The following is an 11,098-nucleotide window of genomic DNA, read 5'->3' on the forward strand; positions in this document are numbered from 1 at the left end:
ACCCACTGTCCGTCATTCCGGACAAGCGCAGCATCGATGCGCGCAGATCCGGAATCCAGACATCAGCATGAGCGAAGCGAAACCCGCTTGAAAGAAGAAGCGGCCGCGCCTTAGGCGCGAAAAGCATCTGGATTCCGGATCTGCGTTCGGCTTGCCTCACTTGTCCGGAATGACAGCCGGATGTCCTAAAACACCGGCCCCTTCGGCATCGGATAGTTGCCGGTGATTTCCCAGCCGAATGCGGCGATGCGTTCGGCGGCCATGGGTGTGACGTCGCCGGTGATCAGGAAGTCGACGCCCGTTGGCGGGAAGGGCAAGGTGCCGAGGCCTTCGTGCATGGCGGAGAAGGTCTGCGCCACGGTCTGGGTCCAGGCCACATGATCGAAAGGCATGACGATGGCGGCGATGCCGTCACGGCGCAGGGCAACGGGGATGCCGGACACCAGCTTGATGTCCCCCAGCGGCGAAACCGTGCTGTTGTAGGTTTCCATGAGAACGACACGACGAAGCTGGAAATAGGCAAGATCCCGGCTGTCGGCATCAGCGGCCTTTTCGGCAATCAGGTAAAGGTCCTTCACACCGGGCATTGCCTGCATCTGATAGGCGATCGCGGCCTTTTCCGACGCCGTGTAGAACGGATTGCCCATGAGCTTGGCGTTCGTCACCTCGGGCACGCCTACGGCGCGCAGAACGCTTGAGGTGCGTTCCTGCAGCTCGGTCGGCGTGCTGTCGACGATGAGATTGCGGAAATTGTCTGCCTGCCGCGCGGCGTTGACGATGATGCCGCCGGGCAGGAGGCTGGTAATTGCGCTCACCGTCCAGTTGCCTGCCGTGGTCACGCTGGCGGTTTCGTCGAGCTTTTCCGATAGCGGCCGGTAGAACGTATAGGGGTCGACACCAACATCGACCGCAAGTTCGCGCCGGGCCTTGGCCTGGCCGGTGATCGACTTGGCAAGTTCCGCCGGAGATCCGCCCTTGCCGCTGACAGCGGCCTCGACGCCCTTGGTGAGGCGGCCGAACATGCGGCCGACACCGGAAACGGTGTTCTTTGCGGTTCCCACAGGGTCGGTCACCGTGCTTTCGACAAACTCGACCGGCTTCATGGCCGCCTGCTTGAGGCCGTCTACGAAGCTGGCGTCGTTTTTCAGACTGTCGAGGGCAATCAGCACCTGGATTTCGTGCAGGCGCAGCTTGAGCATGCCGTCGCCTTCGATCTGCTCGACGCCGAGATCGGTCTGAACCTGGTAAATCCGCAGGAAACCGTCGCCGCGCACCGGCGAGAGTACCGCATAGCCGGGGCCGAGTTCCTTGCCGTTGAGAAGTGTGGCCGGATCCTGCTCCGGTGGTGTCTCATATTGTTCGGTGAGCGCATTTGCTGGCACGCTCAAGAGCAGAGCGCCCAGGAAAGCGCCTGCAAGTTTTGGGCGACAGGTTTCAAAACCGAACATTCAGGGCCTCCTCGGGCAGAGGCCGGTGACGCCTCAGACCGGCGCCAGACCGCTGCGCGCCAGAACTTCACCAGCCAGATAGAGCGACCCGCAAATCAGAATCCGGGGTGGCTCGCCATCTTTTGCCGCACAAGCTGCCACATCTGCCAGCGCTGCGTCCAGTGATTGAAACGGCGTCGCTTCAAGTCCCGCACAGCGGGCAAGATCGGCCAGGTCTTCCGGCTCCCTTGCGGTGGGTGTCGTGGTGATCGGCACGGTGCCGACGTGGCGTGCCAGTCCGTGGAACGGACGGAAGAATCCGACGGGATCCTTTGTCGTCAGCATGCCGGACACGAGGTAAAGCGGCCGGGGTGAGCGCTCTTCCTGTTCGCCCATGAACTGGGCGATCGAAATGCCCGCGCCGGGATTGTGGCCACCATCGACCCAGACTTCCGACCCTTCCGGACACAGGTCATGCAACGGTCCGCTGGTGATCGGCTGCAGCCGTCCGGGCCAGTTGACCGTTTTCAGACCGTGGGCAATCGTATCGCCGTCCGGCAACATGCCCGCCGCCTTCAACGCCGCAATGGCGACAGCCGCATTGGAGAACTGGTGACGGCCACCAAGCACGGGCACAGGCAGGTCGATCAACTCGTCCTCGTCCTGAAACGCCATGCGGCCCTGGTCTTCCTGCGCTGCGAAATCCTGCCCGAACACTTCGATCGGCGCCTTGTTGCGCGCTGCCTGACGCGCAATCGTTGCCATGGCGCTGTCTTCCTGCGCAGCACAGATGACCGGCACGCCCGGCTTTATGATTCCGGCCTTTTCGGCAGCGATCACCGACAGGTCGTCGCCCAGAAACTTCTCGTGGTCCATCGAAACCTGGGTAATCACCGTGGCAAGCGGCCGGTCGATCACATTGGTCGCGTCAAGACGGCCTCCGAGACCGACTTCAAGCAGCAGCACATCTGCGGGATTTTCCGCGAACAGGAGCAAGGCAGCAGCGGTGGTGATCTCGAAAAAGGTGATTTCCTCACCGCCATTGGCTTCTTCGCAGCGATGCAGGGCCTCATAGAGGACCGGATCGGAGACGAATTTGCCATCCGAGCCGAGCCGAATGCGCTCGTTGAAGGAAACCAGGTGCGGCGAGGTGTAGACGTGGCAGCGTTTTCCGGAAGCTTCCAGGATCGCCCGCATGGTGGCGGTAACCGAGCCCTTGCCGTTGGTACCGGCGACGTGAATCACCGGCGGCAGGCGCTGTTCGGGATGCCCGAGCGCTTCCAGCAGGCGGTACATGCGACCGAGCGAGAGATCTATCTCCTTCGGATGCAGCGCCAGCAAACGGTCCAGAATTTTCGTGATTTGATCCAAGGCGCCCTCCGCAGGGTCCCTTTTTCCCGGTTGCGTTTGACTAACGCCTTTACGGGAAGGCCGCCCGCGAGACAAGCGGACAGCCCGGAAATGTCGTGTCAGGCCGCTTTCGCGACGTATTCGTGTAACGAAGCCACCTAGCTGGCAGCTTCCGCGCCCTTGGCAGGCTCTGCAGCCGTTTCGGCAGGCTTGGCTTCGGCTTCCGGTGCCGGCTCCTTCGGCGCTTCAAGCTTCGGCAGTTCGACTTCCCGCTTCATCAGGATACCGCAGATGCGTGCCAGTGTTTCCTTCATCTTCTGGCGCGGCACCACCATGTCGATCATGCCGTGGTCGAGAAGATATTCGGCAGTCTGGAAATCGTCCGGCAACTTTTCGCGCACGGTCTGTTCGATCACGCGGCGGCCTGCGAAGCCGATCTGGGCGCCCGGTTCGGCAATGTGCACGTCGCCAAGCATGGCGTAGGAGGCCGAGACGCCGCCAGTGGTCGGGTTGGTCAGTACGACGATATAGGGCAGTCCCGCTTCGCGCAGCATCTGCACACCGACCGTGGTGCGCGGCATCTGCATCAGCGACAGAATGCCTTCCTGCATGCGTGCACCGCCGGAAGCGGCAAACATGACGAAAGGCGTCTTGTCATCGACCGCTTTCAGCATGCCGGCAAGGATCGCTTCACCCGCGGCCATGCCGAGCGAGCCGGCGATGAAATCGAAGTTCTGCACGGCAATGGTCAGCGGCATGCCGTTGACCTGGCCCTGGGCCACGATCACGGCTTCGTCTTCGCCGGATTTGGTGCGGGCTTCCTTCAGGCGGTCGGTGTAGCGCTTGCTGTCGCGGAATTTGTGCGGATCGGCATGCACTTCCGGGGTATCGACCTCAGTGTATTTGCCGCCGTCAAACAAAGCCTCAACGCGTTTGCGCGCCGGGATGCGCATGTGATGACCGGAATTCGGGATCACCCAGAGATTGGCTTCCAGGTCCCGGTGAAACACCATTTCACCGGTTTCCGGACACTTGATCCAAAGGTTTTCCGGAACTTCGCGCTTTTTCCAAAGATCACGGATCTTGGGGCGTACGATAGAATTGATCCAGTTCACGTCAAACGCGTCCCGCTACTCGAGTTACCATTGGACGGAGATATGGGGTCCGTCCGAAATCCTTCAATTCAGACCAGCCGATGGCTGACCAGTCAGGCTGTTCTTGACCGGGCGCATCCGGAGGCCAGGTCGGACACCAGGTCGACGACGGTCTGAACGGTTTTGTCAGTCGCCTTGCCGGCCTCATCGAGGCTGTCACGGATGGCATTGACCAGAACCGACCCGACCACGACACCGTCGGCATCCTTGCCGATTTCCGCTGCCTGGTCTGCGGTCTTCACGCCAAAACCGACGGCAACCGGCAGGTCCGTGTGGCCCTTGATCCGCTTGACCGCGGTGGTCACCCGACCGGTATCGGCGATATTGGCGCCGGTGATGCCGGTCACGGAGACGTAATAAACGAAACCGGAGGTGTTGGCCAGAACGGCAGGCAGACGCTTGTCGTCAGTGGTGGGTGTTGCCAGGCGAATGAAATTGAGACCTGCTTCCAGGGCCGGAATGCAGAGTTCGTCATCTGCTTCTGCCGGAATATCGACAATGATGAAGCCATCGACACCAGCGTCCTTGGCTACTTGCACGAAAACCTTCGGGTCCCGCACGTAGATCGGATTGTAATACCCCATCAGGATGATCGGCGTATCCTGGTCCTGCTTGCGGAACTCACGAACCATGTCCAGGGTCTTGTCCATGGTGTGCCCCGCAGCCAGCGCACGCTGGTTGCCAAGCTGAATCGGGATGCCTTCGGCCATCGGGTCGGAAAACGGCATGCCGAGTTCGATAACGTCGGCACCTGCTGCCGGAAGGGCGTTCAGGAGGGCTTGCGAGGTCTGCAGATCCGGATCGCCTGCGGTGATAAAGGTGACCAAGGCCGGCCGGCCGGCATCCGCACAGGCTTTAAAACGGCGGTCGATACGCGTATCCGTCATTCACTGCTACCCTTTTTCGCGCCATCCGGGACCCTCCGGGGCGTTTCCGTTTCAGCGATGTACGGGGGCAGTGCGTGCAATGTCAATTGTCTCATGCAGATTCGGAGCGTTGAAACAGGCTCCGAACCCAGACCGGTCAGCGGCTTGGATAGTCGATCAGGCCGATAGCGCGCAGGGCGGCATCCGCCCGGTAGACATGTTCGCTGCCCATGGGCTTCGCCCGGCCGGAGCGCGTGAACGGGTTTCCGGCACCGCGAAACACGGTGGCGAGGGGCGCTGCCGATGGCGCGCTGATATGGAGGGCCTGCAAGGTGCTCATCTCAAAAACCAAAAAAGATTGATGCCGCGATCCGGAATCGCAACCGGGCCGCACCTTATGGCTTTTTTGCAGTGCAGCAAGCTGTGGAAGCGCAGGTCAGACCCGCGAAAAATGCATGGCTGATAGGCGAAATGTGCACAAATTGCGCCTAGAAAAATGCACTGCGTGCACCTATTGTAAAACGAACCACTGAGCCACCAAACAAATAAGGAGCTGAAAATGGCCCATTCCCTGTTCGAACCCGCTCCTCGGCCTTTCACTGAAAAGCTGTGGCGCCGGATGAGGGATTTTCACCTGGGTTTTGCCCAGCGCAAGGGTGTTGCCGAAGTTTCTTCCGAGCAATCAGACCAGGCGCTGGCACAACAGGCGACCGGTCTGGACGCCCGGGGCCGCCAGCAGTTGCTGGAAGCCATGTTGACGGCAAAACCCATAGCCGTGCCACCGCGCGCTGCTTTCAAACGCAGCGCCTGACCGGCTGCAGCCTTAGCGCCGTTTGAAATGACGGGCGAAGGCGCGGCTGGTGATTTCGCTGCGTTCCAGGCCGAGATCGGCAAGCTGGGCGTCGTTCAGGTGGTTCATGCGTGCGATTTCGCCGGCAACCTTGCGGGAAGCGCGAAAGTCGCGGACGAAGCCGGTCAGAAGATCGAAAGCCATTTCGGGGTTTCCTCAAGCGGCCGGCAATAGCGCCGACCCTGTTTCATTCGCGGCTGATTTAGTCTTTCCCGGCGGATTCACAACGCACAAGTTTGCATTGCAGCATTTCCAAACTGGCGGGGCTGGTTAACCGGCGTTAGGGGCCGGTGGCAAACCCCGTTATCATCCCGGCCAAAGCGGAACGTCGGCCCTATCCAAAACCCGCATTGATGACAAGCAGGCTCCAGGTCTTTCCCTTGGCGGAGGGGATGGCACTCCGGAGCGGCCAAAAGAAAAACCGCGAACCTTTCGATACGCGGTTTTCCAGGGTTCCGTTCGAAGCGGGCTGTTAGAGATCGAAGCCCAGCATCTGGCCAACGGCAAAGACGTCCTTGTCGCCCCGGCCGCACAGGTTCATGACGATGATCTGGTCCTTGTCCATTTGCGGGGCCAGTTTCACGACATGGGCCAGCGCGTGGGCCGGCTCCAGCGCCGGGATGATGCCTTCAACGCGCGTCAGCATCTGGAAAGCTTCCAAGGCCTCGTCGTCCATGACCGGTACATAGTCCACACGGCCGATTTCCTTCAACCAGGAATGCTCCGGTCCGATGCCCGGATAATCGAGACCGGCGGAAATCGAGTGACCTTCCAGGATCTGGCCGTCGTCGTCCTGCAACAGGTAGGTGCGGTTGCCGTGCAGAACGCCCGGCTTGCCTGCGGTCAGGGAAGCGCAGTGTTCTTCCCCCTGCAGGCCGCGGCCACCAGCTTCGACGCCGTAAATCTTGACGTCCTTGTCGTCCAGGAACGGGTGGAACAGGCCAATGGCATTGGAACCACCACCAACGGCGGCAACCAGCGCGTCCGGCAGCCGGCCTTCGGCTTCCATCATCTGTTCGCGCAGCTCCTTGCCGATCACCGACTGGAAGTCGCGCACCATTTCCGGATAGGGATGCGGGCCTGCGGCGGTACCGATCAGGTAGTAGGTGTCCTCGACATTGGTCACCCAGTCGCGCAGCGCCTCGTTCATGGCGTCCTTCAGGGTGCCCGCACCGGCGGTCACCGGCACGATTTCCGCGCCCAGAAGTTTCATGCGGAAGACGTTCGGCTTCTGCCGTTCCACGTCGGTCTTGCCCATGTAGACAACGCAGGGCAGGCCGAAGCGGGCACAGACTGTCGCTGTCGCGACACCGTGCTGACCGGCGCCGGTTTCCGCGATGATGCGGGTCTTGCCCATGCGCTTGGCGAGCAGGATCTGACCGACGCAATTGTTGATCTTGTGCGATCCGGTGTGGTTCAGCTCATCACGCTTGAAATAGACCTTGGCACCGCCGAGTTCCTTCGTCAGACGCTCGGCAAAATAAAGCGGCGACGGACGGCCGGTGTAGTGCTTGTTCAGCGTCTCGATCTCGGCCTTGAAAGCCGGATCGTTCTTGGCGTCCTTGTAGTGCTGTTCCAGGTCCAGGATCAGCGGCATCAGCGTTTCGGCAACATAGCGGCCGCCAAAAATACCGAAATGCCCGCGATCGTCCGGACCGGTCCGGATGCTGTTAGCCATATCGTTCACGCGTTTACTCCTTCACCCGGGGTTCAGCCCGGAACCTTGACGCCCTTGGCCGCCGCCAAGAATGCGCGAATGAGACCACTGTCCTTGACGCCCTTTTCCCGCTCGACGCCGGAGGAAACATCCACCTCGCTGACGCCGCTCAAACGGATCGCCTCGGCGACGTTCTCCGGATCAAGTCCTCCGGAAAGCATGAAGGGCTTCTTCAGGTCAAGGTCTTTCAGGATCGTCCAGTCGTAGGAAACGCCGTTACCGCCAGGCAGTTCGGACCCTTTCGGCGGCTTGGCATCGAACAGGAGACGATCTGCCACAACAGCATAATAGTGCGCCTGCTCCAGATCTGAACGGTCGGAAATCGAAATCGCCTTCATGACCTTGGTGCCCTGCATCACCTTGGCCGCTGCCAGGGCTTCCGGAGCTTCCTCGCCATGAAACTGGAATGTATCGGGCTTCACCAGCTCGTTGATACGCGACAGGCCGTCGAGATCCATGTTGACGGTTACCGCCACGATCTCCGCCCGGCCGCGCGCCATATCGGCCAGCCGGCAGGCCTGGCTGAGCGACACATGACGCGGGCTCTTCGGGAAGAACATCAACCCGACCATATCCGCACCGGCGTCCAGCGCCGCCGCCATGGTGTCCTCGGTCGAAAGACCGCAGATTTTGACTTTAATATCCGACATGGTTTCGAGGTATCGCCGTTGGGGCAGGGTTTGTCAAAAAAGATTAGCTGTCGCGAAGCGAAAAGGCGCAATTGCACGCTATCGCACCCCTGTCGAGTGACTTTCAACTTGGGTACGACGAGACACCGGACTTTGGATTTCATGTGTGTTGCAGCAGCGCTTCGGGGCTCCCCGATCCCGGATCTTCGCTGCGCTATGTCCGGAATGACGACGATAGGTGTCCGGACAATGATTACCGATTGAGCTCCAGAAAGAGATCCTGCCAGCCCGGATTCATCTTCTCGATCAGATCGAATTTCCATTGTCGGCGCCAACGCTTGATCTGTTTTTCGCGGGTAATCGCAGCCCTGGTCTCTTCGTGCTGTTCATACCAGACCAGGGATTTCGTTCCGTATCGGTTGGAAAAACCCTCAATCAGACCTTCGCGGTGCTCGTAAATCCGGCGGGTCAAGTCCGTCGTCACGCCGGTGTAAAGGGTTTCGAACGGGCGCGAGGCAAGGATGTAGACCCAGGCGGTCAAGCGATGGTCACTCCGGGTTTCGAGAGGTTTGGGGTGGCTCCCCGATCCCGGATCTTCGCTGCGCTGCGTCCGGGATGACGACGATAGGTCTGCTAAAAACCTTTCAGTCGTCATCCCGGGCAAGCAAAGCGCGACCCGGGATCGGGGAGCCCCTAGTCCAACCAAGTAACAAACGACCTCACGTCACATTGAACGCCGCGATGGCGGCCATGTTGACGATGTCGCTGTCCTTGGCGCCGAGCGGCACGATCTGGATCGACTTGTCGAAGCCGACGAGCAGCGGGCCGATGACCGTGGCGCCGCCCAGTTCCTGCAACATCTTGGTGGAGATGGATGCCGAGTGGAACGCCGGCATGACCAGAACGTTGGCTGGACCCGACAGGCGGCAGAACGGATAGGCGGCCATTCGGTCCATGTTGAGCGCGATGTCGGCGGCCATTTCTCCGTCGAATTCAAAGTCAACGCGGCGGCGTTCGAGGATCTTGACCGCCTCGATGACCTTTTCCGAGCGTTCGCCCTTCGGATGGCCGAAGGTGGAATAGGCCAGCATGGCAACACGCGGTTCGTAGCCGAACTTGCGTGCGACATGGGCCGCTTCCTCGGCGATGTCCGCCAGTTCTTCCGATGTCGGCATGTCGATCACCGCCGTATCGGCGATCAATACGGTACGGCCGCGGGCGAGTGCCAGCGACACGCCGATGACCCGGTGACCGGGCTTCGGATCGATGGTGGCCTTCACCGTATCGAGGGCGACGGAGTAGTTCCGGGTCAAACCAGTCACCATGGCATCGGCGTCGCCGCGCGCGACCATGATCGCACCCCAGTAGTTGCGGTCGTTGTTGACCATGCGCTGGCAGTCGCGCAGCAGGTAGCCCCGGCGCTGCAGGCGGCCGTAGAGATACTGCGCGTAGTCGCTGTTGCGGTTGGAAAGCCGCGCGTTCTGGATGGAAATGCCCGGCCGGTCGATGTCGATGCCGGCTCGTTCGGCCATGGATTTGATCTCGTCCTCGCGGCCGATCAGGATGGCCTCACCCAGGCCCTGCGACACGAAGCTTGTCGCTGCGCGGATGACCGGTTCTTCCTCGCCTTCGGCGAAGACGACCCGCTTGGGCTGCTGGCGCACCTTGGAGAAGATCCGCTGCAAGGTGCCGGCGACAGGATCGCGGCGGGCGGAGAGCTGGTGCTTGTAGGCTTCCATATCGACAATCGGCTTGCGGGCGACGCCGGACTCCATCGCAGCCTGGGCGACCGCGGGCGGAATGGTGTGGATCAGGCGCGGATCGAAGGGCACCGGAATGATGTATTCCGGACCGAACTTCGGCCGGTTGCCCCGATAGGCCGCGGCCACTTCGTCCGGCACTTCCTCACGCGCCAGTTCCGCCAGTGCGTGAGCGCAGGCAACTTTCATGGCGTCGTTGATCGTGGTGGCCTGAACATCAAGCGCGCCGCGGAAAATATAGGGAAAGCCGAGCACGTTGTTGACCTGGTTCGGATAGTCCGAACGCCCGGTCGCGACAATTGCATCGTCGCGCACTTCCGCCGCCTCTTCCGGCGTGATTTCCGGGTCCGGGTTGGCCATGGCGAAAATGATCGGGTTCGGTGCCATGACCCGCAGCATGTCGGGCGTCAACGCGCCCTTTGCAGAAACGCCGAAGAAGACATCCGCGCCCTTGAGGGCGTCATAGAGCGAGCGTGCCTTGGTTTCGACCGCATGGGCGGACTTCCATTGGTTCATGCCCTCTTCGCGGCCTTTGTAGATGACACCCTTGGTGTCGCACAAAGTGACGTTCTCGTTCGGAATACCCATTGCCTTCACGAGTTCGATGCAGGCAATGCCGGCCGCACCTGCGCCATTGCAGACCACCTTGGTGTCCTTCATGTCGCGACCGGTCAGGTGAAGGGCGTTGATGAGACCCGCCGCCGCGATGATGGCCGTGCCATGCTGGTCGTCATGGAAGACGGGAATGTTCATCAGTTCGCGCAGGCGCTGTTCGATGATGAAACAGTCCGGCGCCTTGATGTCCTCCAGGTTGATCCCGCCGAAGGAAGGACCGAGATAGCGGACCGCATTGATGAATTCATCGACCTCTTCGGTATCGACTTCCAGATCGATGGAATCGACGTCGGCGAAGCGCTTGAACAGGACAGACTTGCCTTCCATCACCGGCTTTGAGGCAAGCGCACCCAGATTGCCGAGGCCCAGAATGGCCGTGCCGTTGGAAATCACCGCAACCATGTTGCCCTTGGTGGTGTAGTCGTAGGCACGGCTGGGGTCTTCCGCGATCGACCGCACCGGCACCGCCACGCCGGGCGAATAGGCCAGCGACAGGTCGCGCTGGGTCGCCATCGGTTTGGTGGGCGCAATTTCCAGCTTCCCGGGGCGGCCTTCCTGGTGGAATTGCAGCGCTTCCTGGTCGGTGAAGCTGACATTGGTCTTGGTCGGTTTCTTGTCGGCGGACATGGTTTGGGCGTTTCCTCTTGCGCGCTCTCTTTACGGGCGGGAGCCCGACCTTATCCCCTGGAAAATGAAGCCTCAAGCCAAGATGGAATAGGCCCTTGGTGGA

11 protein-coding genes are annotated in these 11,098 nt (G+C 60.9%); 1 reads left to right on the forward strand and 10 read right to left on the reverse strand.

The window, feature by feature from the left end; genetic code table 11:
* Nucleotides 1-185: 185 nt before the first annotated feature.
* The 5 genes from HEP89_RS08040 to HEP89_RS08060 all read right to left on the reverse strand — a co-directional run bounded on the left by HEP89_RS08040 (nucleotide 186) and on the right by HEP89_RS08060 (nucleotide 5,137).
* Nucleotides 186-1,448, reverse strand: coding sequence for a hypothetical protein (locus HEP89_RS08040; RefSeq protein WP_168691750.1), 1,263 nt, complete (start codon nucleotides 1,446-1,448; stop codon nucleotides 186-188).
* A 33-nt stretch (nucleotides 1,449-1,481) separates the two neighbouring features.
* The gene (locus HEP89_RS08045; RefSeq protein WP_031269969.1) at nucleotides 1,482-2,798 is read right to left on the reverse strand and encodes a folylpolyglutamate synthase/dihydrofolate synthase family protein; all 1,317 of its coding nucleotides are present in this window, start codon (nucleotides 2,796-2,798) and stop codon (nucleotides 1,482-1,484) included.
* A 137-nt stretch (nucleotides 2,799-2,935) separates the two neighbouring features.
* Nucleotides 2,936-3,892 carry an acetyl-CoA carboxylase, carboxyltransferase subunit beta gene (gene accD / locus HEP89_RS08050; protein WP_168687277.1) on the reverse strand — a complete coding sequence of 319 codons (957 nt, stop codon included), beginning with the start codon at nucleotides 3,890-3,892 and terminating at the stop codon, nucleotides 2,936-2,938.
* 92 nt (nucleotides 3,893-3,984) lie between these two features.
* Nucleotides 3,985-4,818, reverse strand: a complete 834-nt coding sequence (gene trpA / locus HEP89_RS08055) for a tryptophan synthase subunit alpha (RefSeq protein ID WP_023002436.1) — start codon at nucleotides 4,816-4,818, stop codon at nucleotides 3,985-3,987.
* 136 nt (nucleotides 4,819-4,954) lie between these two features.
* Nucleotides 4,955-5,137 (reverse strand): hypothetical protein, encoded by a 183-nt coding sequence (locus HEP89_RS08060; RefSeq protein WP_023002437.1) that lies wholly within the window; start codon nucleotides 5,135-5,137, stop codon nucleotides 4,955-4,957.
* 219 nt (nucleotides 5,138-5,356) lie between these two features.
* Here HEP89_RS08060 and HEP89_RS08065 point away from each other — a divergent pair, with 219 nt between their 5' ends.
* Nucleotides 5,357-5,608, forward strand: a complete 252-nt coding sequence (locus HEP89_RS08065; RefSeq protein ID WP_168691751.1) for a hypothetical protein — start codon at nucleotides 5,357-5,359, stop codon at nucleotides 5,606-5,608.
* A 12-nt stretch (nucleotides 5,609-5,620) separates the two neighbouring features.
* Here HEP89_RS08065 and HEP89_RS08070 read toward each other — a convergent pair whose 3' ends face one another.
* From HEP89_RS08070 to HEP89_RS08090, 5 genes are all read right to left on the reverse strand, one after another.
* Nucleotides 5,621-5,791 (reverse strand): DUF1127 domain-containing protein, encoded by a 171-nt coding sequence (locus tag HEP89_RS08070; RefSeq protein WP_023002439.1) that lies wholly within the window; start codon nucleotides 5,789-5,791, stop codon nucleotides 5,621-5,623.
* 328 nt (nucleotides 5,792-6,119) lie between these two features.
* Nucleotides 6,120-7,325: a tryptophan synthase subunit beta gene (gene trpB, locus HEP89_RS08075; protein ID WP_139314179.1), complete on the reverse strand. Its 1,206-nt coding sequence runs from the start codon at nucleotides 7,323-7,325 to the stop codon at nucleotides 6,120-6,122.
* A 32-nt stretch (nucleotides 7,326-7,357) separates the two neighbouring features.
* The gene (locus HEP89_RS08080) at nucleotides 7,358-8,014 is read right to left on the reverse strand and encodes a phosphoribosylanthranilate isomerase (RefSeq protein WP_023002441.1); all 657 of its coding nucleotides are present in this window, start codon (nucleotides 8,012-8,014) and stop codon (nucleotides 7,358-7,360) included.
* Between the two features lie 232 nt (nucleotides 8,015-8,246).
* A complete protein-coding gene (locus HEP89_RS08085; RefSeq protein ID WP_168691752.1) occupies nucleotides 8,247-8,534 on the reverse strand; it encodes a GIY-YIG nuclease family protein in 288 nt (95 codons plus the stop codon).
* A gap of 178 nt (nucleotides 8,535-8,712) precedes the next feature.
* On the reverse strand, nucleotides 8,713-10,995 hold the full coding sequence (locus tag HEP89_RS08090; RefSeq protein ID WP_023002443.1) for an NADP-dependent malic enzyme: 2,283 nt from the start codon (nucleotides 10,993-10,995) through the stop codon (nucleotides 8,713-8,715).
* Between the last annotated feature and the right edge of the window lie 103 nt (nucleotides 10,996-11,098).

The organism is Labrenzia sp. 5N, assembly GCF_012395805.1.
Taxonomy (GTDB): domain Bacteria; phylum Pseudomonadota; class Alphaproteobacteria; order Rhizobiales; family Stappiaceae; genus Roseibium; species Roseibium algicola.

What these genes read in the sequence shown, in the direction of transcription:
- HEP89_RS08090 (WP_023002443.1), bottom strand. Translation starts at nt 10,995, where the DNA reads ATGTCCGCCGACAAGAAACCGACCAAGACCAATGTCAGCTTCACCGAC.
- HEP89_RS08040 (WP_168691750.1), bottom strand. Translation starts at nt 1,448, where the DNA reads ATGTTCGGTTTTGAAACCTGTCGCCCAAAACTTGCAGGCGCTTTCCTG.
- HEP89_RS08070 (WP_023002439.1), bottom strand. Translation starts at nt 5,791, where the DNA reads ATGGCTTTCGATCTTCTGACCGGCTTCGTCCGCGACTTTCGCGCTTCC.
- HEP89_RS08060 (WP_023002437.1), bottom strand. Translation starts at nt 5,137, where the DNA reads ATGAGCACCTTGCAGGCCCTCCATATCAGCGCGCCATCGGCAGCGCCC.
- HEP89_RS08065 (WP_168691751.1), top strand. Translation starts at nt 5,357, where the DNA reads ATGGCCCATTCCCTGTTCGAACCCGCTCCTCGGCCTTTCACTGAAAAG.
- trpA (WP_023002436.1), bottom strand. Translation starts at nt 4,818, where the DNA reads ATGACGGATACGCGTATCGACCGCCGTTTTAAAGCCTGTGCGGATGCC.
- trpB (WP_139314179.1), bottom strand. Translation starts at nt 7,325, where the DNA reads ATGGCTAACAGCATCCGGACCGGTCCGGACGATCGCGGGCATTTCGGT.
- HEP89_RS08080 (WP_023002441.1), bottom strand. Translation starts at nt 8,014, where the DNA reads ATGTCGGATATTAAAGTCAAAATCTGCGGTCTTTCGACCGAGGACACC.